Origin of the sequence: Synechococcus sp. W55.2 (assembly GCF_047461635.1) — a bacterium.
In the GTDB taxonomy this organism is placed as follows: Bacteria; Cyanobacteriota; Cyanobacteriia; order Thermostichales; family Thermostichaceae; genus Thermostichus.
Window position 1 is genome coordinate 16614 of the sequence record NZ_JANSHM010000007.1, and the last position, 26068, is coordinate 42681.

General features: G+C 59.4%; 24 protein-coding genes. 8 read left to right on the forward strand and 16 right to left on the reverse strand.

Features of this window, described 5'->3' with window-relative positions:
* Nucleotides 1-86: 86 nt before the first annotated feature.
* Nucleotides 87-536 carry a cyanase gene (cynS, locus tag NW828_RS02845; protein ID WP_414344350.1) on the forward strand — a complete coding sequence of 150 codons (450 nt, stop codon included), beginning with the start codon at nucleotides 87-89 and terminating at the stop codon, nucleotides 534-536.
* A gap of 3 nt (nucleotides 537-539) precedes the next feature.
* Here cynS and NW828_RS02850 read toward each other — a convergent pair whose 3' ends face one another.
* The 3 genes from NW828_RS02850 to NW828_RS02860 form a co-directional block, all read right to left on the reverse strand.
* Entirely contained in the window at nucleotides 540-1829 is a 1290-nt protein-coding gene (locus tag NW828_RS02850; protein WP_414381318.1) for a M16 family metallopeptidase, read from the reverse strand.
* A gap of 60 nt (nucleotides 1830-1889) precedes the next feature.
* The gene (locus NW828_RS02855) at nucleotides 1890-3194 is read right to left on the reverse strand and encodes a M16 family metallopeptidase (protein ID WP_414381321.1); all 1305 of its coding nucleotides are present in this window, start codon (nucleotides 3192-3194) and stop codon (nucleotides 1890-1892) included.
* A 170-nt stretch (nucleotides 3195-3364) separates the two neighbouring features.
* Entirely contained in the window at nucleotides 3365-4579 is a 1215-nt protein-coding gene (locus NW828_RS02860) for a site-2 protease family protein (RefSeq protein ID WP_414381324.1), read from the reverse strand.
* A gap of 391 nt (nucleotides 4580-4970) precedes the next feature.
* Here NW828_RS02860 and nrdJ point away from each other — a divergent pair, with 391 nt between their 5' ends.
* Complete coding sequence (gene nrdJ, locus NW828_RS02865; RefSeq protein ID WP_414381397.1) at nucleotides 4971-8357, forward strand: ribonucleoside-triphosphate reductase, adenosylcobalamin-dependent; 3387 nt, start codon at nucleotides 4971-4973, stop codon at nucleotides 8355-8357.
* A 133-nt stretch (nucleotides 8358-8490) separates the two neighbouring features.
* The gene (pheS, locus tag NW828_RS02870; RefSeq protein WP_414381327.1) at nucleotides 8491-9492 is read left to right on the forward strand and encodes a phenylalanine--tRNA ligase subunit alpha; all 1002 of its coding nucleotides are present in this window, start codon (nucleotides 8491-8493) and stop codon (nucleotides 9490-9492) included.
* Nucleotides 9493-9553: 61 nt separating this feature from the next.
* On the opposite strand, the gene NW828_RS02875 is transcribed toward pheS, so the two are convergent.
* The 12 genes from NW828_RS02875 to NW828_RS02930 form a co-directional block, all read right to left on the reverse strand.
* Complete coding sequence (locus NW828_RS02875; protein WP_414381329.1) at nucleotides 9554-9964, reverse strand: PipX family protein; 411 nt, start codon at nucleotides 9962-9964, stop codon at nucleotides 9554-9556.
* A 77-nt stretch (nucleotides 9965-10041) separates the two neighbouring features.
* The gene (locus tag NW828_RS02880; protein ID WP_414355617.1) at nucleotides 10042-10617 is read right to left on the reverse strand and encodes a TIGR04376 family protein; all 576 of its coding nucleotides are present in this window, start codon (nucleotides 10615-10617) and stop codon (nucleotides 10042-10044) included.
* A gap of 202 nt (nucleotides 10618-10819) precedes the next feature.
* Complete coding sequence (locus NW828_RS02885; protein ID WP_011432379.1) at nucleotides 10820-11575, reverse strand: ABC transporter ATP-binding protein; 756 nt, start codon at nucleotides 11573-11575, stop codon at nucleotides 10820-10822.
* A gap of 54 nt (nucleotides 11576-11629) precedes the next feature.
* On the reverse strand, nucleotides 11630-13405 hold the full coding sequence (locus NW828_RS02890) for an MBL fold metallo-hydrolase (RefSeq protein WP_414381332.1): 1776 nt from the start codon (nucleotides 13403-13405) through the stop codon (nucleotides 11630-11632).
* Nucleotides 13406-13661: 256 nt separating this feature from the next.
* On the reverse strand, nucleotides 13662-15134 hold the full coding sequence (locus tag NW828_RS02895) for a cellulose synthase (RefSeq protein ID WP_414381334.1): 1473 nt from the start codon (nucleotides 15132-15134) through the stop codon (nucleotides 13662-13664).
* Between the two features lie 244 nt (nucleotides 15135-15378).
* A complete protein-coding gene (gene rpmA, locus NW828_RS02900) occupies nucleotides 15379-15648 on the reverse strand; it encodes a 50S ribosomal protein L27 (RefSeq protein ID WP_011432382.1) in 270 nt (89 codons plus the stop codon).
* A gap of 76 nt (nucleotides 15649-15724) precedes the next feature.
* The gene (gene rplU / locus NW828_RS02905; RefSeq protein ID WP_414381337.1) at nucleotides 15725-16150 is read right to left on the reverse strand and encodes a 50S ribosomal protein L21; all 426 of its coding nucleotides are present in this window, start codon (nucleotides 16148-16150) and stop codon (nucleotides 15725-15727) included.
* Between the two features lie 285 nt (nucleotides 16151-16435).
* Entirely contained in the window at nucleotides 16436-17194 is a 759-nt protein-coding gene (locus NW828_RS02910) for a photosystem reaction center subunit H (protein ID WP_414381339.1), read from the reverse strand.
* A gap of 36 nt (nucleotides 17195-17230) precedes the next feature.
* Nucleotides 17231-17512 carry a chaperone modulator CbpM gene (locus NW828_RS02915; protein ID WP_011432385.1) on the reverse strand — a complete coding sequence of 94 codons (282 nt, stop codon included), beginning with the start codon at nucleotides 17510-17512 and terminating at the stop codon, nucleotides 17231-17233.
* On the reverse strand, nucleotides 17509-18444 hold the full coding sequence (locus tag NW828_RS02920) for a DnaJ C-terminal domain-containing protein (RefSeq protein WP_414381340.1): 936 nt from the start codon (nucleotides 18442-18444) through the stop codon (nucleotides 17509-17511). The genes NW828_RS02915 and NW828_RS02920 overlap by 4 nt, the downstream gene beginning before the upstream one ends.
* 428 nt (nucleotides 18445-18872) lie before the next feature.
* Nucleotides 18873-19727 carry a M28 family peptidase gene (locus NW828_RS02925; RefSeq protein WP_414381343.1) on the reverse strand — a complete coding sequence of 285 codons (855 nt, stop codon included), beginning with the start codon at nucleotides 19725-19727 and terminating at the stop codon, nucleotides 18873-18875.
* Entirely contained in the window at nucleotides 19724-20506 is a 783-nt protein-coding gene (locus tag NW828_RS02930; RefSeq protein WP_414381345.1) for an HAD family hydrolase, read from the reverse strand. Before NW828_RS02930 ends, NW828_RS02925 begins: the two co-directional genes overlap by 4 nt.
* Nucleotides 20507-20625: 119 nt before the next feature.
* On the opposite strand from NW828_RS02930, the gene lpdA reads away from it, so the two are divergent.
* The 5 genes from lpdA (at nucleotide 20626) to NW828_RS02955 (ending at nucleotide 25568) form a co-directional block, all read left to right on the forward strand.
* Nucleotides 20626-22008: a dihydrolipoyl dehydrogenase gene (gene lpdA / locus NW828_RS02935; RefSeq protein ID WP_414381400.1), complete on the forward strand. Its 1383-nt coding sequence runs from the start codon at nucleotides 20626-20628 to the stop codon at nucleotides 22006-22008.
* Between the two features lie 163 nt (nucleotides 22009-22171).
* A complete protein-coding gene (locus NW828_RS02940; protein ID WP_414381348.1) occupies nucleotides 22172-23500 on the forward strand; it encodes a class I SAM-dependent methyltransferase in 1329 nt (442 codons plus the stop codon).
* A gap of 395 nt (nucleotides 23501-23895) precedes the next feature.
* On the forward strand, nucleotides 23896-24033 hold the full coding sequence (locus NW828_RS02945) for a hypothetical protein (protein ID WP_011432392.1): 138 nt from the start codon (nucleotides 23896-23898) through the stop codon (nucleotides 24031-24033).
* A gap of 94 nt (nucleotides 24034-24127) precedes the next feature.
* A complete protein-coding gene (gene mutY, locus NW828_RS02950; protein ID WP_414381350.1) occupies nucleotides 24128-25192 on the forward strand; it encodes an A/G-specific adenine glycosylase in 1065 nt (354 codons plus the stop codon).
* Between the two features lie 100 nt (nucleotides 25193-25292).
* Nucleotides 25293-25568, forward strand: a complete 276-nt coding sequence (locus NW828_RS02955) for a hypothetical protein (RefSeq protein ID WP_414381353.1) — start codon at nucleotides 25293-25295, stop codon at nucleotides 25566-25568.
* A 57-nt stretch (nucleotides 25569-25625) separates the two neighbouring features.
* Here the strand turns inward: NW828_RS02955 and NW828_RS02960 are convergent, their stop codons facing one another.
* A complete protein-coding gene (locus tag NW828_RS02960) occupies nucleotides 25626-25958 on the reverse strand; it encodes a ribbon-helix-helix domain-containing protein (protein WP_240527902.1) in 333 nt (110 codons plus the stop codon).
* Nucleotides 25959-26068 lie beyond the last annotated feature (110 nt).

Below are 26068 nucleotides of genomic sequence, written 5' to 3' on the forward strand. Positions count from 1 at the left end.
AAACCTGTGCCACTGAGAAATCGCGAGTTCGGTTTTGGGTGGTAAATCCAGATTGAGTTGCCTGCACAGCTAAAACTTAGGAGTCGATGATGAGTACAGCCATTCCCGAAATCACCAAAAAGCTTTTGGAAGCCAAAGCTGAAAGGGGATTAACTTTTGCTGACTTGGAAGAGAAAATAGGCCGGGATGAGGTGTGGATTGCAGCGGTCTTCTATCGTCAGGCCAGTGCTTCCGCAGAAGAAGCAAACAAAATTGCCGAAATCTTAGGCTTGGACGCCGCTGTCGCTAAACAATTGACCGAATGCCCACTGAAAGGCTTAGGGCCAGTGGTGCCGACGGATCCCTTAATTTACCGCTTTTACGAGATTGTTCAAGTTTACGGCATGCCAATCAAAGCCGTGATTCATGAAAAGTTTGGCGATGGAATCATGAGCGCTATTGACTTCACCCTAGACATAGAAAAGGAAGAGGATCCTAAAGGAGATCGTGTTAAGGTGATTATGTCTGGTAAGTTCCTGCCCTATAAAAAGTGGTAGCAGTTAAAACATCGGCTCTGCTTCTGCCAAGGCCGCTTCCGGCCCCACCAGAGCAATGGCCGGGGGGGTCAGGTAGGTCTTTGCGGCTTGGTGGAGCTGCTCTGGGGTGAGCTGCCTGACCCCCTGCAAATACTGCCGGTCAAACTCCATGCCCAAGCCCAAAATCTCGTACCAGCCCGCCAGTTGAGCCACCTGGGCATTGGTTTGTTTGCTGAGGGCATACTGGCCCAGAAGTTTGCGCTGCGCCATTTCCACCTCTGCCAGGTCGAGCGGATTGGCCTGCAGACGGTGGATTTCTGCTTGTAGGCGCTCCAGGGCCACCTGAGTATTCTCTGCCGCAGTGCCCATGTAAACCCCAAAAGGGGCGGGATCCCGGCGGGTGGCAAAAAAAGCCGAGACCTCATAGGCCAGGCCACAGCGCTCCCGCAGTTCCACAAACAGACGGCTGGATAGACCGCTGCCCAAGTAGGTGGCCAACAGTTTCAGGGCCGGATAATCCGCAGAAGCAGCAGGGGATCCGCGAAACCCGATCAAGATCGTCGTCTGCTGAGTGGGCTGGGGCAACCTCAGCAGTTGGGGATCCCTCAGAGGGGGTAGGGAAACATCCCGATCCTCTGGAGAGGGGCCGGGAACAACCCAGTCCCCCAAAGCCGCTTCCACCTGGGCAGCCATTTGCTCCGGCGGCTCTGGGCCGATCACCACCATCACCATTCCATTGGGACGACAGTAGGCCGCGTGATAGGCTACCAAATCCTCGCGGGTCAGGGATCCCACCGTTTCCAGCCGTCCCAACCCCGGCAGAGCGTAGGGATGATCCCCATAGAGGGCTTGTTGCACCTGCTCGAAAGCCAAGCTGAAGGGCCGTTCCTGTTGGGCGCGGATGGCCTGCAGCATCAACGCCTGCTCTCGCGCCACCTCCTCTTCAGGAAAACTGGGATCCCGTAATATCTCCGCCAGCAAATCCAGCAACTCCGGGAAATCGGCAGACACACAGCGCAGGCTCACCTCGAAATAGTCGGCAGAACTGTCCACCGATAGCGAGGCTCCCAGCGATTCCACCGCAGCAGCAATGGCCTGGGAGTTGCGCCGATGCGTGCCTTTGGTGAGGACAGCCGCCATCAAGTGGCTCACCCCCGCCTGTTGCGGCCGCTCTGCCCGGCTGCCGCCGCGGAAAAAACAGTGGGCAGCCAAGATCTCCACCGTTGGGTTCTGGCCCAGCAACAGCGTGATGCCATTGGCCAAAAGGACGCGCTGTAAACGGCCACGTTGGGTGGCAAGCAGAGCAGAGTTCATGCAGGCAAGGGATCCCGTCCAAAATCCGAAAATCAAGAGTCCGGAGCGCCAAGGCGGCGCTTAACGGCAAGCCAGTTGCAGCTCCGAAGCCGCCGCTGTACCCAGGGCAGTCGGCTTGAGAACGGTGACTACATAAGCCTCCGGAGACAAGTACTGCTGGGCCAACTCCCGGATCTGAGCCGGGGTAAAAGATTGCAACAGCTCCAGGTACTCTTGAATGCGTTGCACCCCGCCCAACGTCTCGTAGTAGCCATAGATGCCCGCCAATTGGCTGGGGGACTCGGCGGAGAACAGAAACTCATGGATGAGCATACGCCGGGTGCGATCCAACTCTGCTTGGCCAATGCCATCCTGCTGCAGCTTTTCGATCTCGTGCAGAATCGTCGCCTCCACCCGCGCCACATCCTCCGGCTCCAGTTGAGCCCCAATACAAAACAGTCCCCCCTCCTTCAACACCAGCGAAGAACAGCCAATGGCCCTCACCCAGCCCCGCTGTTCCCGCAGCAGATGCACCAGCCGCGAAGTACGGCCATCTCCCAGCAGAGAAGCCAACATCTCCAGGCCACAGGCTTGTTGCCAATCGTCAATGCCAACGGTAGGCCAGGCCAATTTCAGACGGGCTTGCTCCAAGCGGGCATGGTCGCTCTCCCGGCGCAGGATCCCTTGGGGACGAGGCTGGGGCGGGATGGGGGGGCTGGCCAGTGCTGGCCCAGCAGCAGAGCTGCCAAACTGCTCCTCCACCAAGGCCAACGCCCGCTCGGGATCGATGCCACCCGTCACCACCACCGTCATGGATTCAGGCCGATACCAAGCGCGGTGGTAAGCGCGCATCACCTCAGGGGTCAGTTGCATCAAGCTTTCCGGTGTGCCCAACACCGGTCGTCCATAGGGATGCTCCCCATAGGCGGTCTCCATCAAGAGCTGATAGGCCGTGTAGTCCGGGTTGTCGGCAGCGCGGCGAATTTCCTCCAGAACCACCTGCCGCTCCCGCTCAAACTCTGGATCCGGGATCCCGGCCCGCAAAACCACCTCTGCCAGGTAGGGCAGGGTATCCGCCAGGTCGGCAGCAGCCACCGTAATGTAGTAATGGGTGTAGTCTTGGCCGGTGGCAGCATTGGTAACTCCTCCCCGTCCTTCCACGGCCCAATCCAGCTCACCAGGAGCCAGCCGCTCGCTACCCTTAAACACCATGTGTTCCAGAAAATGGGATAGGCCCAGCCACTCCGGCGGCTCATGGCGTCCGCCTGTCCGTACCCAGACATCAACGGTTACAGAATCGGCAATGGGGATGGGATGAAGGATAACGCCTAACCCGTTGCTCAGTCGGTGGGTGTAGGCGGGCAAAAGACGAGGAGAGCGGTTCAAAATTCTTAACTGATGGAGAACAGTCTTAATTGTAGATGGAGAGGGTCTCCGGGAAATAGTATCTGAGACTACTTTTCTCGGCCTTCTCTCCCCACCTTGCAGATCCCAACCCCTTTTGTGGTAGAGGGAGAACCTAGGTACCTTGGGCTGCTCCCTGTCCAGACATCCCCCTAAGGCTCATTGCGCAGATCCGGGGATCCCTGCCAAGCCAGACTGGGGTATCCCTCGCTTGCCAGATTGTCCTCCACCTGAAATCCAGGGGGCCACTCTTGGCTGTCTCGAACCCGTTGCACCACCTCTTGGGGCAGCACGACCCCCAACTGCCGGGCAGCCATGGCCACCACATCCCCCCGGTCGATCAAGCCAGCAATGGCGCCGGTGGGCGTGAAAACCAAAATGCGGCGGGGTTCTGCCTGGCGCATCATCTGAATTACCTGGGGAATGGGGGTCTCTTCTCGTACCCCCTGCAGTTGCTCCATCGGCTTGAGAATAGCCTTGAGGGTGAGGCGATCCCACTGGCTGCGCTCGATGTCGTTGAGCAATTCTGGCCTGACCAGCCCACGGTAGCGGCCATCTTCCTCAGCAAAATAAACGTCCGCCGGTTGAGTTGGGGCTTCCGGCCTGAGAGAAGAAGGCACCAGATAGCGATCCACAAACTCCCGCAGGCTCATGTTCGCGTCCAAAACCCGAAACTGGCGGGTCATCACATCTGCAGCTTTCAGGCGGGCCAGCACCTGCTGCAGTTGCGCGTACTGGCTGTAGCGGCGGGCGGTGTTCAAAATAAACAGGCCGATCAACCCCACCCAGAGGCCGTTGAGGCTCCCCCAAAATACCACCAGCAGACCTAGCCCCACCAAACCCCAGCCCACCCCCTGGCCGGCTCGGGCCGCCCACAGCATACCCTTTTGCCGATCCCCTGTCCAACCCCAGATGGCCGCCTTGAGCATTTGCCCCCCATCCAGAGGCAGGCCCGGCAGCAGGTTAAACAGGGCAATCGTCAGGTTGATGGCAGCCAAGCTGGTGAGGGTTGAGGCCAGCATCGACTCCGGCACAGCCCAAGCCCGGGCCACGCTGAAGAAAACAAACAGACCCAAGCTGAGGAGAGGGCCTGCCACCGCCACGCAAAAAGCCCCAAGGGGGCGGGGAACTTCCCGCTCAATCGCCGCCATACCCCCAAAAATAAATAGGGTTATCGAGTTAACCCGTACCCCATAGGCGCGGGCCACCAAGCTGTGGGCCAACTCATGGGCCAGCAGAGAAAGAAACAACCCCATCGCCGTCAACACCCCGTAGGAGAGCACCAGCAGGAGGGCCGCCGGGAACCAGGTGTAGTCGATGAAAAAGGGGATCCCCCACAAGCTACCAATGCGCAGGCGACTGGTCATGACGATACAACTCCTTACACAGCTCTCACTGGGGAGAAGGCCCAGGAAGGTGCCGTTGAAGACGACAAGCAGCCCCTTAACTTGGGATCCCTCTCCTCCACTGTAGCCCTTCTGCCGGGCCTTCCGTTCCCTTGCGGCTCCCCCGGCAGACAGCGGGCCTGCCCTATCCCTAGAGGCTCTTAAAGATCTTCTCAGAGCACAACACTACCTACAACACCGGATCCCTGAAGATTGTGATAACGTGGTTGGGCATTGGGTCGGCGGGGTTGCCAACCGGCGCTCAAGAGTCGGAACTACCGAGCTTTGCAGAAGAGGTGTGGCTATGGTGTGGACTTCGTCCCGCTCAGGCGAACAGAGCAAAGAAGTACAGGGACTTGATCCCGCCCAGACGATGGGAGCCGCGCCTCCAGGCGAGTTTCCGGCCACAGCCCCGGCGGCCAGCCCGGTGTTCTACCGCACCTACAGCCGTCGCCGCCCGGATGGCAACCGCGAGACTTGGGGCGAAGTTTGCGAGCGCACCTTGGCCGACATCGCCCGGCTGGGGCGCTTCACCCCTCAGGAGCGGGAGCTGGTAGAGCGCATGCAGCAGCAGTTGAAGGCGTTGATCTCCGGTCGAGCCTTGTGGGTGATGGGCACCGACTGGATCCAGAAGCCGGAAAACTTCTCCGGTGCCTACAACTGCACCAGTTTGGCGGTGGTGGACTGGCGGGCCTTTGGCCTGATGATGGATCTGGCCATGATGGGCTGCGGCACGGGAGCGGTGCTGGAACCCCAGTTCATCCGCCAGTTGCCCCCCATTGTCAACCGCCTGCGGGTTCACGTGAAGGGATCCATCGGCACCACCCCTCCCGAAGAGCGGCAGGAGCGCACCCGCATCCAACGGCAGGGATCCCAGGTGCACATCCAGGTGGGAGACAGTCGCCGCGGCTGGGTGGAGTCCTACCAAGCGCTGCTGGAGCTGGCGTCGGATCCCAGCTTTGGGGGCCAGGTGGAAGTGACAGTGGACTTGAGCGATGTCCGCCCGGCTGGGGAGCGGCTGAAAGGGTTTGGGGGCGTGGCCAACCCCATTAAGCTGCCCGGCTTGTACGAGCGCTGTGCCGCCATTCTCAACAGGGCAGTAGGGCGGCAGTTGAACTCCGTGGAATGCTGCCTGCTCATTGACGAGGCGGCGGTGGTGGTGGTGGCGGGAAACATTCGTCGTAGCGCTGGCATTCGTCAGTTTGCTGCCGACGACCAGTTGGGAGCCACCGCCAAAGACAACCTCTGGCAGCAGGACGAAAACGGCAACTGGAGAATTGATCCCGAGCGAGATGCCCTGCGCATGGCCAACCACACGCGGGTGTTTCACCGCAAGCCGACGCGGGAAGAATGTATTGAGGCCGTGCGCAAGCAGTTTTACTCAGGCGAGGGGGCCATCCAGTGGGCCGGGGAAGCCGTAGCACGGGCCAATTGCGACCTTATCCCACCCGACCTAAAACCCGACTTTCTCAAAGCCTATGAGGCAGGAACGGCCCGAGAATGGCTAAAGGGACGGGATCCCTCCCTAGGGGAAGAGGAACTTCAGGATCGCCTGTGGCGCTATGGGCTGAACCCCTGCGTGACAGCCGATACCTGGGTGCACACGGGCGATGGGCCGCGCCAGGTGAGAGACCTGATTGGGAAGCAGCACAGCACCTATGTCAATGGAGAACTATTCAGTACCACACCGGAGGGGTTCTTCTACTCCGGTACCAAGCCTGTGCTGAAGCTTTTGACCAAGGAAGGGTTCTCTCTGCGGCTGACAGGCAACCATCGGGTTCTCAAAGTCACCGCTCAAACCCAAAAGGCACAATACACCGAGTGGGTACCGGCAGAAAGCCTACAACCGGGCGACCGCATCCTGCTGCACAACCATCGCGATCTCACCCCGTGGGATGGGGCGGGTACCTGGGAAGAAGGCTGGCTTTTGGGGAATTTGCTGGGTGACGGTAGCCTTACGGCAACCCCGTGGAACGACACGGCTTTATTACGCTATTGGCAAGATACCCAAGCCGAAATGAGCCAGTATGCGATTCAGCTTTTGCAAACGGCAGTGGGTTACGAGCCCCGCCAGCCAGAGGCATATCACTATGCGCAGCTTGGGTTGCGGGTTATCGGCTCCAGGGGGTTGGCAAAACTGGCGGCCCAGTTCGGCATGAGGCCCGGACAAAAGCAGATGACAGAGGCGCTCGAAGCCACCAGCTTCCAGTTTCATCGAGGCTTCTTGTGCGGGCTCTTTGATGCGGATGGCAGCGTGCAAGGTAATCAGGAGAAAGGGGTTAGCGTGCGGCTCTCTCAAAGCCATCTGGGTACCCTCAAAGCGGTTCAGCGCATGCTGGCGCGGCTGGGCATCATTGCAGTTTTGTATGAGAATCGCCGTCCTGCTGGATATCGCCTGCTGCCGAACAGTGCTCGCCAACCTGCACCATACGCTTGCAAAGCCCAGCACGAATTGGTTATTGCCAACGACAACTTGCATCTGTTCCAGGAATGGGTCGGCTTTCGGGAACCGCACAAAGCCCAAAAGCTAGAGGCACTGCTGAATGGCTACAAGCGCCAGCTCAACCGAGAGCGGTTTGCTGTGACGGTTGCTGCCCTTGAGGCAGACGGGGTAGAGCCGGTGTATGACTGTACTGTCCCCGGCCCAGCGTGCTTTGATGCCAATGGGTTTGTTGTCCACAACTGTGGCGAGATTATTGGCCACACATTCCATTGCAACTTGGCCGAGATCCACCTCAACCGTTTGGATCCCCACAACCGGCAGGAGCAGGAAGACGCCTTTACAGCGGGAGCTCTCACGGTGGCAGCCCTACTCCACCACCACTTTGTGGAACCTCGCTTCCAGCGCTCGCGGGAATGGGATCCCATCGTCGGCGTCTCGTTCACAGGCCTGTTCGACTTTTGCGTCAAAGCCTTTGGGGTTGAATGGCTGCGCTGGTGGCAGGAAGGGAGACCCGATACCCCCATCGGGAAGGAATTCAAGCAGCAGGAGCGGGAATACCTCAGCCGCTGGAAGGAGATCGTCCACCGCGTGGTCTGGGACTACTGCGACCGCCACAGCCTGCGCCGCCCCAACCGCTGCACCACGGTTCAGCCCGCCGGCACCAAGTCGCTGCTCACCAACGCCTCTCCCGGCTGGCACCCGCCCAAAGCCCAACGCTACATCCGCCGCATCACCTTTGCCAAAAATGACCCGGTGGCGCTGGCCTGTCTGGACTATGGCTACTCGGTGGTACCTGCTCAGGCGGACAAAGATGAAAACGGGAACTTGCTCAACGACCCCTTTGATCCCCGCTGTACCGAATGGCTGGTGGAACTGCCTGTGGAAGTAGAATGGGCCAACCTGCCCGGTGCTGGCCAGATCGAGATCGAGCAATTCTCGGCCCTGGCCCAGTTTGACTTCTATATGCAGGTTCAGAAGTACTACACCACCCACAACACCTCCGCCACCATCGAGCTGCGGGAGGACGAGGTGGAAGCTCTGGGATCCCGTATCTACGAAGCCATCCGCGACGACGAGGGCTACATCAGCGCAGCGCTGCTGGCCCGCTTCGATGCCCCCTTCCCCCGCCTGCCTTTTGAGAAAATCGACAAGCCCACCTACGAACGACTGGTGGCCGAGGTCAAAAAGAGACGGCGGACAGATAACTTCTTCGCGGCCCTGGCCCGCTACGACCGCAACTTTACCTTGGCAGCAGAGGGACCGGCAGGGTGTGACGCTCTGGGGTGTCTGTTGCCAGATTCGGCGCCTCAGAGCTAGTTCCCCAAAAGGGTTCCCCCTGCTGCCGACCAACCCCATCGGATGCAAAGGCGCGACCGAGCTCCCTCCTGTGATACCTTTGTAGGGACTCCTCACAACCCCAGGGATCCCTTCTGCCCTTGGAATCGGCCCCATGCAAGACGAAAAAGACACGCTTCGCCAACAGCTTCTCACCCTGCAAAGCGAGGCCCTCGCCCAAGTGGAACAAGCTGACGGTCTGGAGGCTCTGGAACAGATCCGCATCGACTACCTGGGCAAGAAAGGTAAGCTCTCCAAAATCTTGGGGGGAATGGGGAAGCTGCCCCCAGAAGAACGGCCTGCCATTGGCGCTTTGGCCAACACCTTTAAAGAGGCCCTCCAATCCAGTCTGGAGCAGCGCAAACAGGCCCTTGGTGAAGCTCAACTGCTGGCCCGCCTAGAAGCAGAGCGCCTGGATGTCACTATGCCCGGGCCCCGTCGGCCTCTGGGGCGGATCCATCCGCTGCAGGCCACCATCGACCGCATGCTCGATATCTTTGTGGGAATGGGCTACACCGTGGTGCATGGGCCGGAGATCGAGACGGAGTACTACAACTTCGAGGCCCTCAACACCCCTGCCGACCATCCGGCGCGGGATATGCAGGATACCCTCTACCTGGCCAATGGCTATCTGATGCGTACCCAAACCTCCTCGGTGCAGGTGCGCTACATGGAGCAACACCAGCCGCCGCTGCGCATTGTGCATGCCGGTCGGGTGATGCGCCGCGATACCGTGGATGCCACCCACTCCGCTGTGTTTCACCAGATGGAAATTTTGGCGGTGGGCGAGAACCTCACCTTTTCCGACCTGAAGGGCACCCTCAACACGTTCATCACCCGCCTATTGGGCAAGCGAGAAACCCGCTTTCGGCCCAGCTATTTTCCCTTTACCGAGCCTTCTGCTGAGATGGACGTGCGCTTTGGCTCGAAATGGCTGGAAATCTTCGGCTGCGGCATGGTGGATCCCAATGTATTTCAAGCGGTGGGCTACGACCCGGAGCGCTACACCGGATTTGCGGCAGGGATCGGCATTGAGCGGATGGCCATGCTCCTCCACGGCATTCAGGATATCCGCCTGTTTTATACCAGCGACCTGCGCTTTCTGTCTCAGTTTTAGGTGGCTATTGGGGGACGAAACCCTCACCCTCAGCCGTGCCAGACCTTCGAAAAAACCTCTGTCAGGAAAAGGTTTGCTTGTAGATCAACTGCAATTGTTCTAGCTCATCTTGGCGGGCAGCACGGCGCAGCAGGCGCATTTGCTCTTCGATGAGCTGGCGAGCCTCATTACGGCTAATCGGATCGAAGACCAACTCCTCCATGGCAGCAGGATCCCCGCTGTTATCCGGCGGCCTGAAGTAAACCCGAAAAAAGAGCCTTTGGGCGTAGAGAGTGGTGAAGAGAGCCTGATTTTCGTCGACCTGACACAGGCTGTAGAGCAGACCAAATGTGGGGTGATTCAGATACAACTCATTCATGCCCAATAGCGTATCACTCTTGGGGGAGAGGAGAGACTTTTCTTCCCGGTCGGTGCCAGAGAAAGTTCCGGAAATGATGGGGCTACGGCTCTTGAGACCGAGGGTTTGAATCACAAGTTCCGCCCGGCTCGATTTTGGCTGTTGCGACTGGATTCAACATTAGCAAACTAACAAGATTTTGGGTCAGGCTGTTACCGCCGCTGCTGTTCCCGCACCTTCCTCTTCGTGTCATTCAATTCGTTTTCCACCTCTAGCTGACGAAATTGCTCTTCCAATTCATCCCAAGCCTCGAAAGGTTTTCCCCAAGGGCTGAAATTCCGGTCCGGGTTGTCGATGCCTTTGGCTTGCGCGGCTCTTACCTCCTGCAGCTTAGCCTTCACTTCTTGGCGGCGCTGGCGAATCTGCGGCAGCAGGGCTTCCATTTGTTGGATTTTCTCCTTTTGGGCTTTCATTTGACCCCATAGCTGGCTGCCCCTCTCCAACAGCTCAGCCTCCCGGCGTCGCGCTCCTTCGGCCAGATCGGGACGATTGGCCCGCTGCGCCTTCTCAATGCGAAAGTGCCAGGTTTTAATCTCCTCGGCTAAGTTGAGAATGCTTTTTTGGAGAGCTTCCTCTTGGGCGCGGCTTTCCTGCAACAGCCGCAGGGTATCCGATTCCTGCTGGCGCAACTGCTCATCGAGGGCTTGCAGCTCGATCTCGGGGTGGGCCCTGAGAAATTCCTCCAGGCGGGTTTCCAAAAACCGGATGATATCTTCGATCAGTTTCATGGACGGATCCTCTTCCCAAGCCCTCAGTTGCGTTTAGAGTAGCCCAAGCTGGGCCATCCTAGATAGGGTTATCCCATGCCCGTTTAAGACATTCCCTTCGACCTTCACCCAAAGTGAGGCCAGGGATCCATCCGGCACGCCAGTTCACCGCAACTGGGAACTCTCCTGAACCCAACTGCCCCCAGGCGGATCCCTGTCTTCCTCAATCCAGCAAACGGCCATCCCCAACCCGGATAATGCGCTGGGCGGCCTGGGCTACTTCAAGGTCATGGGTGACCACGACCAGGGTGATGCCCTGCCGGTGGAGCTCCGCAAAAAGGTTCAGCACTTCCTGGCCGGTATGGCTATCCAGAGCCCCAGTCGGCTCATCAGCCAGCAACAGTTGGGGTCGGTTGACAATGGCACGAGCAATCGCCACCCGCTGCTGCTGGCCGCCGGAGAGTTGGGCCGGACGCTGCTGCAGTTTGCTCCCCAAGCCCACTTGTTCTAGGGCTTGCTTGGCCCGCCGGCGTTGCTCCGGCTCCGGGATCCCAGCATAGGCCAAGGGCAGCATGACGTTCTCCAGCGCTGTCAGGACGGGCAGGAGATGGAACTGCTGGAAGACAAAGCCGATTTTTTGGTTGCGAATGTGGGCCAAATCGCGATCGGTCAGGGTGGAAACTTCCACCCCATCCAGCCAGTAGCGCCCTGAGCTGGGCCGATCCAAGCAGCCGATGAGGTTCATCAGGGTGGATTTGCCGGATCCAGAGGGCCCCATAATGGCGCAATACTCTCCCGGCTGGATCGCCAAGTCGATATCGTAGAGGGCCTGAAAACTGCCCTCCGGCAGTGGATAGACTTTGTTCACCCCAACCATCTGCACTACGGGCGGGCTGGCCGCAGCCAAGGCCTCGGCTGGGCGCTCCAGGGATCCGACCGGCCCACGGCGATGATTTGCCCAGGAATCTTGCTCAAGCATGGTTGGCACCGCGACTTGCCCCATTCTAGCCTTTGGGCTTCCCTGGCTTGACGGCTAACCGGAAGAGCGGATCTCCTGCGGCTGATGGTAGGGGCAGCTCCCCTGGGGATCCACCCTGAGGCGGTAGAGGGGAGAGCGTTCCTGATCGCAGCGAAAGGCTTGGGCTTGGGAAGTCAAGATCTGGCGGGCAAAGCGACAATTTTGGCACTTTTTGCCACCGTGATGACTGGATACAGAAGGCTGTTTTGGACGCGGCACGATCCCTGCTGGAGAAGGGGCAGCCTCTGCCGGGCGGATCAGCTCCCGTGGAGAAAGGCCGCGCAGCACCAGTTCGGATCCCTGCCAGCGGGCTTCCACCAGGCCGGTATCGGCCCAGGCCAGCCAACGGGGATCCTGGGTAATCTGGGGGGGCAGACGCACCTGTACCCCCGCCAAAGTCCGCGGCGACCCCTGCTCCTGCCAAACTTCTTCCACCTCCCCCTCGTAGCGCACAGCGGGATCCGTGACCTCGGCAGGAGAATCCGGGAGCTTGACCGGGGTTTGCAGGCGGCCGTCGGGTAGCTCCAGCCAATGTCCGGGCTGGGGGCAGTGGACATGGTAGCGATTGCACAGCTCCGGCAGATCCGCCAGATCTTGAGCCTGCTGGGGGCTAGTGTTTGCCAAGACTACATGTTCGGGGCGAAAGGTGTGGACGATCTGGGTGAGATGCCCGACATCGTTGTGGCTGTGCCAGGTTATCCATTCAACGGCAATGCGGGAGCGCAGCGGCGCCGGCCAACGCTCAAACGGGGTAGCCAGTTCCACCTCTGGCAGCCGCACCAGCAGACAGGAGCGCTGCGGTTGGGCCAGCAATCTCGACCAGATGGGATCCCAAGCCTCAGGCCCGGCATCGGCGTCGCACAGCAGCAAGCCTTGGGGCAGAGGATCCGCTTCGGTAAGGGGCTGAACCCGCGGCTGCAGGCGGTCTTCCCAGAACAAGGGCTGGTAGGTGGCGAAATTGCGCACCGGCTCCGGCAGGTAGGTGAGCAAGCGCTCGTAGAGATTGCAGCCTGCCGCCAGCCCCGGCGCCACCCATATCTTGAGCTCTTGGGGGGCTTGGGTAAAGCGGTGGTGGGCTTTGAGGAGAAAGATCAGCTCCTGCCCCAACCCCAACACTGGCAGGGGGAACAGCACCGTTTGCCCCGCTTCCAAGGCGCTGAGCAACCGCTCCACCAGGCGATTTTCCAGATGACGACGGGGTGGATGGCGGGTGGATCCCAGCGAAGCCTCGATGAGCAACACGTCCGGCTGCCAGTGGCGCAAAGCAATGAGATCCAAGCCGGGGGCAAAGCGAGTTGAGGCCAGGGAACAGTCGCCCGTGTACACGCAGGCTTGGGCCGGAGTGGTTTGGGTATTTTGCAGCAGGGTTGCCGCCGCTCCCGGCAGATGCCCAGCCGCAAAGAAAGTGAGCATCAGATGGGGCAAAATCTCTCGCGCCCGGCCCAAAGGCAGCGCCCGAAAGGGGGGAAAGCGAATGTCCCGGTCGTAGCCTGGCCAAACGCCACACTCCCACAGACCAGCGGCCAAATGAGCAGTCACCGGCGTGGCGTAGAGAGGTACCTGAGGGTAACGACGATGAAAAGCAGGTAGCCCTTGCACATGGTCAAAGTGAGCATGGCTGCAGATTACCGCATCCGGGATCCCTGGCAGAGCCTTAAAGAGGGCAGGAGCGGGCAGCCCGCAATCGAGAAGCAAACGGTGGGATCCCATCTCCAGCCAATAGGCACAGCCCTGCTGCCAGGGATCCGTACCCAGGGGGAGCAGTCGAAGGGGGGGTCTCTCTGACTCCACAGGTGTGTCGTTCTGAACCTAGAAGACCGCGTTCAATCCTGCAAACAGGAGGGGCGACTTGGCCAGGGATCCCCCCTCTCCACCGGTACACCTCCCCGGAGAGTTGGAGACAACCTGTGCCGATCCACTTATCCTACACTTCTCACAGCATAGCGTTTGCCCACCATCTGCCGCGGCAGCCTGCCATTTCATCCATGCAGCAGCTGAATGGATGTGGGGATTTGGTTTTGCGATGAACTTGTCTTGGCTTGGCAGCCTATGGGTCGGCGCTCTCTTCTGTCGCCGCAGCGGCGCTGCTGCTGGGAAAAGCAAAGCCGGCAAAATCGTGATCGTCGGGGCGCACCGTCAGGATCATCAGGTTGTAGAAGGCCCAGACCAAGCCAAACAGCAGCTCAGGCCAAGAGGGATCCCAACTGCCGGCAGAACGCAGGGATCCCACCCCCATAGCCAGAAAAGTCAGCACAATAGCCAGAGCCTGAGGCCCCAAGGAGAGCTGGGAAGGCTGCTCGGGATAGGGGGGCACTCCCCGCAGACTTTGCACCAGCGCCTGGATGGACTGGAAAAACTGGCTGCCCGTCTGCCGTTCCGACTGCCAAGCTGCCCCCCACAAATGCGGGGGAAAGGCCAAGAGCCAACTGATGCGCCCTAGGAGAGCATAAGGCAAAAACCACGCGAAGAAGACCCGGTCAAAGGCCGGCACCGGCATCCACCCCGTGCAGAGAAAGACCATCGGCACCGCCAAGTAGACCAGCTCCGCCATCCCACCGGCAGCCCAGAGGGCCAGCCACAGGTATTGAAAGCGCTGCTGCTGCGTGGTCGGCTTGCCCCAGAAGGGATTTTCCCTCAAGGCCGAAAACAAAGCCAGCAAAGCAACGCGGCGGTTGCGCAAGGGCAACAAAACACCCGTAACCTGGGTTTGGCGAACCAATTGAGACTGCCAGCCGCGGCAGTGCATCTGACACCCCAACTGCACAGGGCGGCAAATGTCGATCTGCGGGATCCCCTCCAAGGCTGCCCGCCGGATGAGACAGCCAGAACCCAACAGGGGTGCCGCCTGATACCCTTCGGATCCCACCGCCAAGAGCTGCTGCAGTGGGTGAACGGCTCTGGGCTGGCCTAGGGTGCGCAGCATTGCCTGCACAAAGCCAGTTCGGTTGACAATTGGAGCCCGCTCCGGCGAGTCGTAAAAGCGGGGCAAGGTCTGCCACAGGAAGTCCCGCTCGAGAAAATGGCCCGGCTGTACTAGGAGGAGATACTCCCCTTGGATGTGAGGGGATCCCATTGCATAAGCCAGGGGGTCGGCTGTGGGGCTAGGGCAGGCCCAGTATTCGCAGGGAATGGCCCGGGCCGCCTTGGCCATCTCCTCATCCTCTACCCGATCCACAATGTGGACAAACAACCGCTCCCAAGGGTAGTCGAGGTGCAGAGCCGAAAGCACTGTTTGCCGGGTTGCCTCCAGAGAATCCCACTGGCGCAGCACCAGTACATCCACCCGCGGCAATTGGAAAAACGACCGCCGCAGGACCTCTGGGGATGGGATCGTCTCTCTCGGCACTTGGGGATAGCGGCTGAGGGTAAAGCCCACCGCCGCCAGCCAAACATACAGCTCTGCCCCCCAAAACAAAAGGGATCCCAAATCCATCAACCCGGCTGTCAGTCGCCAGTAGAGGTACATCACCCCGGCAATGAGGTGAAGCAACCCTGCCCAGCGAAACAGATACACTCGCATCAACTTCCTGCCTTCCGTGCTTTTGCCATTTTCGCCCCTAAGTGGTCAGGGATCCCTAGCTCCTCTTCTCTTCCGGCTGGCCCCAATCCTCAAGAACGAAAAAAGTTCAGGAATCAGCAACAGCAAAACCCTGTCTGCTCTGGAGCAGACAGTTTTCAGCCCGGCAAGCAGCTTGGTCGACAGAAGCGAGAATCTTCTCTTGCGGAAGAAACTCTCCCAGGCAGTTTCAAAGCTGGGCCTTTCCCTACTGGGCAGCCACCTCAGCTGGGTAGACACTCACCTTTTGCCGCCACTTGCCATAGCGCTCAAAAGTCACAATGCCGGTGACCACAGAATACAAGGTGTCGTCGCCGCCGATGCGCACGTTCACCCCTGGGTGAAACTTGGTGCCCCGCTGCCTGACCAGAATGTGGCCGGGATGCACCAGCTCGCCCCCATAGCGCTTCACCCCCAGCCGCTTGGCATTGGAATCTCGACCGTTGCGAGTGCTGCCCGTTCCCTTCTTATGAGCCATAACGCCTCCTATGCAACTGCGTGATCAACAGAAACGAGATAAAAAAATCGGGATTCAGGACACCTGAGTTCAGAGTTTATTCCTCATCCGCAGGGATCCCTGTCGCCGCTGCCGAAGGGGCTGCCTCTGGGTTAGACTCTGGAGCCGCTTCCGTACGGGATGGTGCCGTGGCTAGGGGCACCCCATTGAGTTCAATAGACTCGATCAGCAGACGGGTCAGCGGTTGCCGATGACCCCTCTTTTTGCGGGTCTTTTTCTTTGGCCTCATCTTGTAGATGATGATTTTATCGCCGCGCCGATGCTGTAAAACCCGTGCCCTGACGACCGCCTCCGAAACGTAGGGATGCCCCAACGTGATTTGTCCCTCGTGGTTGATCAACAGCACACGAGACAAATCGAAGGGGCTGTTCTCCTCCACTTCCGCTAGGCGATCGACCTCGTAAAAACGCCCCGGCTCCACCCAAAGCTGCTTACCGCCGGTTTCCACAATTGCGTAAGTCATCTTTCTCCCTGCCGTACAGGTGCCCTGCGGGGGTCTTGAAACCTGATCCGAGCATTGACAGCGATCTTGGATCGTAGCCGAAAAAGCCGCCGTCCGTCAGCTGGGTTTGGTCGAGGACTGGCTTGCAACAGTTCCGGTCGAGCAGTGGGACGGACTCCCCAAGCACCTCATGCTGTTGCCCCCCAGCCCCTTTCCCAGAGGAAGAGGGGAGTTGGGAAGCAGTTGGGAAGCAAATGTGCAGCATCTGAGGCGACCGCAGGCCAGAGGTTGCAGAGTCATTCTTTGCTATTCGGTCAGCTTCTCCCAAGCAGCCTGAAGGGCAGCCTGCATGCGCTGAGCGGCGCGGCTGAGGAGATGTTGCCAGGTTTCCCACTTGTGTTGCAGAAACTCTGCCGCCTCGTCCAGTAGGGAGAGATCGAACTTGCCCCCTTTGGCCAGCTCGTCCCGCACCTGCTTCACCTTAACGCGCACCACCTCCGGCGGATCCTGTGGGCCAACCAACGCCTTGAGGCGATCCCCCATGCGCTGGATAAGCTGTTTCACCTGCCGAGATTTTTCGCTCCAAAAGTTCTTTAAGCCTTCCGCTTCCGATTTCAGCCGTTGCGGAGCATTCTCCTTGACCACCACCGCGTCCACATCAATGGCTTCCACGTCCTCAGGCAGGAGAACGGCGCGCCCCCCCCAAGGCTCGGCAATGCTGCCACCCAGAATATAAGCGGCAATCGCTCCAGTCTCCCAGTCAAAGAGAAAATCCTCAATCCAGCCGACCTCTCGATTCCCAATGCGCACTGTGCGGCGGTAAAGAGAGCTGATGGGGGTTAGGGGGGTAGCAAAAACGGTAGAGTAGGTCAGCAGCGCGTCTGGCCCGATGAGAGAAATCTGCTCCAGGGGGGTGTACCCCTGCTGGCTGGTGAAGTAGCATACCCGCCCTGTTGGGTCAACCCAGATTTCTTCTACGGTACCCAATGCGGTAGCAGTGCTGCCATCGAGGGCCAGCAGGCCCACCACTTGGCTACGTCGGATGATCTGTTCCATAGGGTTCATCGAAGTTTATCTCCTTGATGGGTTAGCTGGGCAGCCTCAAAATCCGCGGTAGTGGCGCAGTTGCCCCCTGAGCCGGGCAATTTCCTGAGCCATGTCCAAGACCATCGCTGCCCCCGTCCAGTTAAGCCCCAAGTCTCGGTGTAGGCGGCTCATTTGCAACAACCGCCTGAGCTGTTGGGGGGTCAGGTAGCTGCTCTCGGCCTCCACTAAGCCTTGGGCCAGCAGCCATTCCAGCAGGTGGGGAGGGATCCCCAGCAGTTCCGTGGCCTGCTCGAAGGTATAGAGCCGTTCTTCTACCCGCACAATGGCCAAACTCATAGACTCACCTCCTGCAAGTGGGCGCGGGGATCCCAGCTACGGCTTTGGCGCAGCTTTTCGTAGAGATCCCGCTCGGTCTGGGAAAGGGATTTGGGCGCCACCACCTTCAGCCGCACCAGCAGGTCGCTCCGCTGGCCTTGGGGATCCCGCCAGCCTTGGCCCCGCAGCCGCAGGGTTTGGCCGCTGTCTACCCCGGCAGGGATCCTCAGTTGCACGCGACCCGTAGGGGTGGGAACTTCCGCCGTCCCTCCCAAAGCCGCCTCGTCAGGAGTAATGGGCAGCTCGCAGAGCAGGTTGTCTCCGTCAAAGCGGAAGAAGGGATGGGGGGGCAGCTCCAAAGTGAGGTAGAGATCCCCTCTTGGCCCGCCAAAGGGGCTGACCTGGCCTTTGCCCTTGACGCGGATGCGACTGCCCGGCTTAGCGCCGGGGGGAATGCGGATAGTTAGCGTTTCTCCATCTAGGTTCAGCCGTTTCTGGGTGCCGTGGAAAGCTTCTGCCCAGCTGAGACCCAGGGTGCCCTCCACATCCTGCCCCGGCAAATCCACCGAAACAAACGGCCCAAAGCCGCCGGCGAAGCCCTGGAACCCGCTGCGGCGGGAGCCCATACGGCCCAGCAGCTCGTTGATAAACTCCTCGAAGCTGGCGTATTGGGCGAAGCCCTCCATGCCCGGCATTCCAGCAGCAGAGCCGGCACCCACCCGCTGCCAGTACTGCCCAAACTGGTCGTAGCGCCGCCGCTTCTCTGGATCAGAGAGCACCTCGTAGGCTTCGTTGATCTCCTTAAAGCGTTCCTCTGCCGCCTTGTTGCCGGGGTTCACGTCGGGGTGATACTGGCGGGCCAGCTTGCGATAGACGCGCTTGATTTCCTCGGCAGAGGCATCTCTGCTGACGCCCAGGATCTTGTAGTAATCCTTGAAGTCACTCGCAGCCATAGGCTCACCCCTGCAAGGTTAGGGTTTTTCGAGCTATTTCCAGAATACAAAGTTGCAGTTGGCGAATTAGAGCAGATCCAAAAGAGGTAGAGGCAGAAGGGCGAGATGGCGCTTTACTGTGCTCTCACTACTTCGGAAACTTTGGAAACGCACTTTTTGGGAGCTTGGGCAAAAGTGCTCATACACAATGCTCCTGCTGAGTTTCACACTGCCAAGGCAGGTTTTTTTAACCTTTTCCCCATTACTACTCCCATCCATTGTCTCCCCTCATCAACAAAGGATCCAGTCGAAGAATCGCGAACCCCCTGGAGAAATCTCCGTACTGAGGATGCCAACTCTACCCTTACCCCTGGCCTCCTTCCAGGAGAGGGGAGTTGGGATTCAACGCACGCTACTTGCTGCCGGAATGACTGGGGAGTTTGGAGGAGCTACAGCAAGCGGATCCCGGCCATCAAGCCCTGGCAGACCCCCGTCAGGAAATCTGGATCTAGGGTTTCCAAGGTATCGCTCAGCTTGTGGTAGTGAGGGTTGCGCAAGAAAGCGGTGTCGGTAACCATAACGGCAGGGTAACCCGCATCCCAAAAGGGGGAGTGATCGCTCAGGCGAGTGGCAGGTAGGATCAAGCCTCGCTGCCCGGCTAACAACCAACAGCAAGGGATCCCCACTTTTTGAAAATCACGCTGCAGCTTGAGCAGATCCCCCCAGGTGGGCCAGTTGCCAATAAGGCCAATGTAATCTCCCCGGTTGGGGTAGAGCTTCTCAAGGCCAGCGGGGTAGCGTTGGGATCCGGGGGTGGGATCCCGGTAGCCCAGCATCTCCAACGACAGCATCAGCCGCAGGGGCTGGCGCTGCTGTTTAAGAAAGCGGGCGTAGGCTGTGCTGCCCACCATTCCCCGCTCCTCCAGGTCAAAGGCCACCAGCCACAGAGGAGAAGGGGCAGGGTCAGCAGCAAAATGGCGGGCCAATTCCAGCAGTACCGCCACGCCGCTGGCGTTGTCGTCGGCTCCAGGGGTGGCCGGAGCAGCGTCAAAGTGGGCCCCAATGAGAATGGGCGGGCGACCAGAACGGGATCCCGGCAATTTCAAGATCCAGTTGCGGTGCAGGCGGCCACCGGCCTCAAAGGGGAAGGACTCCAGGGATCCCCACTTAGAAAGCTGCTCTTGGATGTAGCGCTCCACTTGGCTATGGCCCAGGGGCGACCAGTCGGGATCCCGCGGCTGGGCCACTTGCTGCAGATGAGCCTCTAGGCGCTGCCGCAGGTCTTGGAGATCTGACGCCATCATGAGCTTCCCACTCCAGACCGGGCAACTTGAGCATGGATCTGTCGGGCCAACTCCAGGGTGAAGTAGCGGTGGGATCCCACCGTTCCCGCCAACACCCGAAAGGGATTCTCAGGATCCCCTAGGTGATCCAACACCAAAGCTGCCCCGGAAAAATCCTGATCCCGAGTATAGTCGTTTACTGTCACCACAGTGGGAATACCGGCCTGCTGGGCCGAGCGCAGCCCATTCTCCGAGTCTTCAAAGGCCAGGCAGGCCTGGGGGGGCAGCCCCATCTGTTCCAGGGTGTAGAAGTAGATGTCGGGGGCGGGCTTTTTGGCGGGGACAATATCGCCGGCAGCGATCACTTCAAACCAGCTTAGGCTCTCCGGCAGTGTGTGCTCCAAAAGGGCTGTTACATTTTCCGGCGTGGTGGTGGTGGCAATGGCCAAGCGGATCCCAGCAGCTCTGGCCTCCTGCAGGAGGCGCTTCACCCCTGGGCGGAGTGGGATCCCCCCTTGGGCCAATAGGGCAGTGTAGTGGCGGGTTTTGGCCTGGTGCAGCCGGGCAATGAGGGCATTTAAATCTTCACCAGGGGGTAGCGGCGGCTGGCAGGTTGCAACGAAATGGCGAATGCGCTCTTTGCCCCCCGTAATGGCCAGGAGTTGGCCGTAGAGCTCCACCGACCAGTGCCAGTCCAGCCCTGCCTCGGCAAAGGCAGCGTTAAAGGCCACGCGATGACCATCCCGCTCCGTGTCCGCCAGCGTGCCGTCCACATCGAAGATCAAAGCTTGGAGTGTCATGTGTACCCCCACCCGCCTACAAGCGACTCTATGCTACTGCATGGCTTGGGTGCCCCTAGCCAGGTTTCTGGGAAGGCCAACAAGGTGAGAAAATGAGGCACTGGTTATCCAATCTCGCCATGAGCTTCGATTTTGACTTGATCATCATCGGTGCCGGCGTCGGCGGCCACGGCGCTGCTTTACATGCGGTCGAATCTGGCCTGAAGACCGCCATCGTTGAAGGTGCAGAAATGGGCGGCACCTGCATCAACCGCGGCTGCATCCCCTCCAAGGCTCTCTTGGCCGCCTCCGGACGCCTGCGGGAACTGCAACACAGCTCTGAGCTGGGCATCCAAGTGGGATCCGTCCAGGCTGACCGGGGAGCGATTGCCGCCCATGCCGCCCAGGTGGTGGAGAAAATCCGCGCCGACATGACCCGCTCCCTGGAGAGGCTGGGGGTAACAATCCTGAGAGGGCGGGGCAAGTTGGTGGCACCCCAGCAGGTGGAAGTCCAGGAAGAGAAGGGATCCTATACCTACACGGCGCAGGATGTTATTCTTGCTACGGGCTCCCGCCCCTTTGTGCCCCCTGGCATCGAGGTGGATGGCCGGACGGTGTTCACCAGCGACGAGGCGGTGCGGCTGGAGTGGATCCCGGAGCGCCTAGCGATTATCGGCAGCGGCTACATTGGCCAGGAGTTTGCCGACATCTACACTGCCTTGGGATCCCAGGTCATCCTCATCGAAGCCCTGGAGACCCTGATGCCGGCCTTTGACCCCGATATTGCCCGCCTGGCCCAGCGGGTGCTGATTAAGCCCAGGCAAATCCAGACCTACGTGGGGATCACGGCCAAGCAGGTGATCCCTGGCCAGCCAGTAACGATTCACCTCTCCAACGGCGAGACGCTGCAGGTGGATGGCTGCTTGGTGGCTGCTGGTCGGATCCCGGTCTCAGAGGGGCTGGGCTTGGCCGAGCTGGGCATCGACACCGGCAAACGGGGGTTCATCCCCGTCGATAGCCGCATGGCCACCGATTTGCCTCACCTCTGGGCCATTGGGGATGTGACAGGCAAAATGATGTTGGCTCACGCGGCGGCAGCTCAGGGGAGAGTGGCCGTGGAAAACATCTGTGGCCGTACTGCCTACATGGACTACCTCAGCATCCCGGCCGCGGTGTTCACCCACCCGGAAATGGGTTTTGTGGGGCTGACCGAACCTCAGGCCAAGGAGGAAGGCTACAGCGTGGGCACGGTGCGCACCTACTTTGGCGGCAACTCCAAGGCCATTGCTTCGGGAGAGACAGAGGGCATGGTCAAGCTGGTCTTTGACAAGAGCACCGGCCTACTGCTGGGATCCCATATCTTCGGGCCCCATGCGGCGGATTTGATTCACGAGGCAGCTCAGGCCATTGCTCGCCGGGCCACGGTGCGAGAACTGGCCGGCTTGGTGCACGTTCACCCCACCTTGGCAGAGACGCTGGAGGAAGCCTACAAGCGGGCAACTCACGCTCTGGCAGGGCCTTAGCCAACAGCTCGGCAGAGGGTCGCCTGCCTCACTCGGTTTTGTGAGGACTCCGTCCCGCCCGCTCTGCCTCCGGCGGGGTTTACAACCAGGCTGTGAAGGGCCAGGTTCTCAGACGGGCAACCCAGCAAGATCTCCCGGCTCAAAGCGTCAAGAAGACCTTAGGATGGGGGGGAACGCGTGGGAGGAAGTGCTTTTGGTGAGCGAAGCCGAGATTACCCAGGCAGTGCAGGCCCAGTACGAGACGTTCCCCTACCCTCCTATTCCTTACGACCGGCCCTTTGAGGGCTTCTCCAGTCTGGGCAGCTACACCTTGGCGCAGTACGCCCGCACCCGCACCTTGCAAGAGCCCACAGGATCCAGGTTTTTGGTGGCCGGGTGTGGCACCGGCTGGGAAGTGCATGGCATTGCCGCCAGCAACCCCGGCTATGGTTCGGTGGTCGGGATCGACATCAGTCGCCCAGCCCTGGAGATGGCCCAGAAGCGAATTAAGCACCACGGCCTACGCAACTGCTCTGTGCAGTACGGGGATCTGCTGGATCCCTCTACTTGGCCCGAAGGCAGCTTCGACATGATCAGCTCCTACGGCGTGATTCACCACACTGCCGATCCCGTCAAGGCTTTGAGGAACTTGGCCTCGCGCCTAGCTGCCGACGGGGTGATGGCTCTGATGCTCTACAACCGTTCCGGCCGTTGGCACCTCTACCGCATTCGCCGCGCTTTGGAGCTGCTGGGCATTACTCCGCCGGCCACTCCGGAAAAAATTGAATTCGTGCGGCAATTGTTAAAGGCAGCTCATCCTACTTCCATGCTGGCCCAGCATGCCAAGGCCCACCAAGAATACTATGGACAAGATGAAAACATTGTCGATAATTTCTTCCATGCCAATGATATTCCTTTCGACATCGGCGAGATTCCCGACTTGCTTGCCCAAGCCGGGCTGGAGTTTATCGATGTAGCCCCCTACTTGGACTATTGGAATGCCAGGCCGTTGATTGCCGCCACCCACCCGGAGTTCCATCGCCGCTACGAGGCCCTTGCTCGCATCGACCAACTGCGGGTCATGGAGTATCTGGAGCCTCTGTATCACACGCAAAATCTCTTTTGGTGCTGCCATCAAGGTCAAAAGATAACAACTTGGGATCCCTTTACAGTCGAATTTTTTAAGAGCTCCCGCTGGCAACTCAACCCCTTGTTCGTCCGCTATGGCAGCGTGCGCTACTGGGATCAAAAAATCCCCTTTTCAGATCTGTTGGGCAAGCTGGATCCGGCCCAGATCCTGACCCAGAAGATGGATATTTTCTGGCCTATCGCCCGGATCCCGGGCAAGATGATAGCCTCTACCCGCTACCAGGTGGTGGAGCTGCTGCTGCCCCTGGCCAATCAAGCCCGTTCTGGCGCTGAGATCCTGGCTGCCCACGAAGAGAGACCCGACCACCTTCTCAACCTCTTCAGACAGTGGGAAGCAGACCGGTTAGTTCTGCGGGTTGTCTAGCTTTTGGTTATTCCGAAATACCCTAGACCCCTTTCCAGCGTAAACTACCCCACGGCTGCAAGATCTGACGGCACCGACACCGTCCTGGCCTTATGGCTGGCGAGGCTTTTTGCGGTAGCGACCTTCTCGCCCGACCGATGGGCTCTCGCCCCCTCACCAGAGGCAGGCCTGCAGTGGGCTCCAGCTTGCATACCAGGGTCAGAGTCTGTTCCAGGCTAAGGTTGTATCATGCATAACCAAGGGCAGTGCTTTTCCCAGGCATGTTCTCGCCGGCGGTGCGGAACACCCATGCTGGGGTATATTGGCCATAGCTTTCTTGGTAGATGGAACTGGCAGATCTGGATCCCAATCAACATCCATGGCAACCCCAACGCCAGAGCTGGTAGGAGGCAAGGATGGCTGACTACAATCGCGGCATTATGAAGTTCAAGGGGGCGGATAGCCCAATTGTCGTTTTGATCTCGGCAGGGATTGTGGCCGGTGTGGTTTCGGCCCTGATCTGGTGGGCTTTGCACTTTGCTTACGCGGCTTGAGTCTCAGCCTCTTCCAGAAGCTAAGGGCAGCTTTTCCTGCACTGCAAGCCTCCCGGACAAGGTAGGGAATTGGGACGAGGCTTCTTTGCAACGCTTGCGGCAGTCTCTTCAACGTTGGTACCGTGACCACGGAAGGGATCTGCCCTGGCGCCGCACCCGGGATCCTTACGCCATTTGGGTTTCGGAAGTGATGTTACAGCAAACCCAGGTGGCAACAGTTATCCCCTACTTTCAGCGCTGGATGCAAACCCTGCCCGGGATCCCAGCATTGGCGGCAGCCCCCCAGCAGCAGGTGCTGAAACTGTGGGAGGGCCTAGGCTACTACCGGCGGGCCCTGAACTTGCACAAAGCCGCCCAAATCCTGGTGCGGGAACGGAACGGCGAGTTCCCCAGGGATTTGGAGCAGGTGCTGGCTCTGCCGGGGATCGGGCGCACCACAGCCGGCGGCATTCTCAGCGCTGCCTTCGATCAGCCTTTGCCCATTTTGGATGGCAACGTTAAGCGGGTGTTGGCTCGCTTGGTGGCTTTGCAGCAGCCTCCGTCCCAGTGTCTGCCCCTGTTGTGGCAGCTTTCCCAGCAATTGTTGGATCCCGTGCAGCCGCGGGCTTTTAACCAAGCCCTGATGGATTTGGGAGCTACCGTCTGTCGTCCCAAAAAGCCTCACTGTGGCCAGTGCCCTTGGCAAGCGGATTGCAGCGCCTACAATCGAGGTCAACACCAACAATTGCCTATGTCTGCACCCCGTGCCTCCCGTCCTCATAAGCAAATCGCGGTTGCCATTGTTCTGCGGGGAAAAGAAATCCTTATCGATCGACGACTGGAAAGCTCAATGCTCAGCGGGCTGTGGGAGTTTCCCGGAGGCAAAATCGAGCCGGGAGAAACGGCTGCTGAGTGTGTAGTACGGGAGGTAAAAGAAGAAATCGGCATCGATATCGAGGTGGTCGCGCCGCTAGCCACCGTCGAACATGCCTATACCCATTTCACCGTTACTCTTATCGCTTTTATCTGTCGCTACCTGGGCGGAGAAGCCCAAGCCCTGCAATGTAGCGAGGTGCGCTGGGTCAGCCCGGCGGAACTGTCGGAATTTCCCTTCCCAGGGGCCAATCAAAAGTTGTTTCCCCACTTGTATGCTTGGCTGGCAGAGCATGGCAACCCATGATGAACCCACCCAATCCGCCAAATGGCTTAGACCCTTCTGGAACGTTTGCCCCAAGACATTCGATAGGATAGTAGATGTCCTGCTGCCGTGAGCTACGGATATGCTTGTCACTCTGGAAAAAGCGGGGGAGATTCTGGCCAAGGGATCCCATACAGCCATCACAACCACAGATGGCAAGATCGCGCTGGTGCCCAAAGGAAAAGAAACCCTCAAACTGACGGCCAACGAAGCCATTAACCTAATGTTTTATGTCGTCCGCTCCGCTGAACCGGCAGAGACGGTGATGGCCCAACTGGAGGAGGCAGTTGCCAAAGCTCAAGCCCCCGATCCAGCCGAGGAACGGGCCAGAAAATATCGAGAAATTCGTGGCGTCTAAAGGGGTGGCATTCGTGGCGGGTGGAGCCTTTCGCCAACTGAAGAGAGACTCCAAAACTTAAAAGCAGGAGGAGCTGAGGGCGACAAACTTCCCATCGGTGGTCCACCCCAGCAACATTGGCTCCTGCGGTTGAATGGCCCGTCCGGTGAGAGCACAGCATTGGGCTTGGTGGGCCGTGGCCGGGAAGCTGGCCCGAATATCCTCAGGACTGAGGGCAGCAGCCCCTTGGGAGTGGCGTAGGACATAGCTCCAAAGAATTTCCCGTATGAGGGCCTGGTAACCCTGATTTCCGGCCAACGCCTTCAGCCGCTGCTTCAGCTCACGTTCCAGCCGAATGCTGGTCACTTCCATCTGAGTCGTGGGAATGGGGGAATGGGCGCGGATGGGCATGCAGGGATCCTCCCTCGAAAAGCCTATACTACTCCTGTAGCATAGCTGGCTTACCGCCTGAGCGGGGATCCCGGCCTGGGTGAGATGGCTCAGGTCAAAATGGTTGCAAG

Coding starts and splice junctions, on each gene's coding strand:
- NW828_RS02960 (WP_240527902.1), bottom strand. CDS start 25,958: ATGCCCATCCGCGCCCATTCCCCCATTCCCACGACTCAGATGGAAGTG.
- NW828_RS02920 (WP_414381340.1), bottom strand. CDS start 18,444: ATGGCTGCGAGTGACTTCAAGGATTACTACAAGATCCTGGGCGTCAGC.
- NW828_RS02910 (WP_414381339.1), bottom strand. CDS start 17,194: ATGAACCCTATGGAACAGATCATCCGACGTAGCCAAGTGGTGGGCCTG.
- NW828_RS02895 (WP_414381334.1), bottom strand. CDS start 15,134: ATGCGAGTGTATCTGTTTCGCTGGGCAGGGTTGCTTCACCTCATTGCC.
- NW828_RS02850 (WP_414381318.1), bottom strand. CDS start 1,829: ATGAACTCTGCTCTGCTTGCCACCCAACGTGGCCGTTTACAGCGCGTC.
- NW828_RS02915 (WP_011432385.1), bottom strand. CDS start 17,512: ATGAGTTTGGCCATTGTGCGGGTAGAAGAACGGCTCTATACCTTCGAG.
- nrdJ (WP_414381397.1), top strand. CDS start 4,971: ATGGGAGCCGCGCCTCCAGGCGAGTTTCCGGCCACAGCCCCGGCGGCC.
- rplU (WP_414381337.1), bottom strand. CDS start 16,150: ATGACTTACGCAATTGTGGAAACCGGCGGTAAGCAGCTTTGGGTGGAG.
- NW828_RS02940 (WP_414381348.1), top strand. CDS start 22,172: ATGGGGGGGAACGCGTGGGAGGAAGTGCTTTTGGTGAGCGAAGCCGAG.
- NW828_RS02880 (WP_414355617.1), bottom strand. CDS start 10,617: ATGAAACTGATCGAAGATATCATCCGGTTTTTGGAAACCCGCCTGGAG.
- NW828_RS02860 (WP_414381324.1), bottom strand. CDS start 4,579: ATGACCAGTCGCCTGCGCATTGGTAGCTTGTGGGGGATCCCCTTTTTC.
- NW828_RS02945 (WP_011432392.1), top strand. CDS start 23,896: ATGGCTGACTACAATCGCGGCATTATGAAGTTCAAGGGGGCGGATAGC.
- pheS (WP_414381327.1), top strand. CDS start 8,491: ATGCAAGACGAAAAAGACACGCTTCGCCAACAGCTTCTCACCCTGCAA.
- NW828_RS02885 (WP_011432379.1), bottom strand. CDS start 11,575: ATGCTTGAGCAAGATTCCTGGGCAAATCATCGCCGTGGGCCGGTCGGA.
- NW828_RS02955 (WP_414381353.1), top strand. CDS start 25,293: ATGCTTGTCACTCTGGAAAAAGCGGGGGAGATTCTGGCCAAGGGATCC.
- NW828_RS02925 (WP_414381343.1), bottom strand. CDS start 19,727: ATGATGGCGTCAGATCTCCAAGACCTGCGGCAGCGCCTAGAGGCTCAT.
- rpmA (WP_011432382.1), bottom strand. CDS start 15,648: ATGGCTCATAAGAAGGGAACGGGCAGCACTCGCAACGGTCGAGATTCC.
- NW828_RS02930 (WP_414381345.1), bottom strand. CDS start 20,506: ATGACACTCCAAGCTTTGATCTTCGATGTGGACGGCACGCTGGCGGAC.
- lpdA (WP_414381400.1), top strand. CDS start 20,626: ATGAGCTTCGATTTTGACTTGATCATCATCGGTGCCGGCGTCGGCGGC.
- cynS (WP_414344350.1), top strand. CDS start 87: ATGATGAGTACAGCCATTCCCGAAATCACCAAAAAGCTTTTGGAAGCC.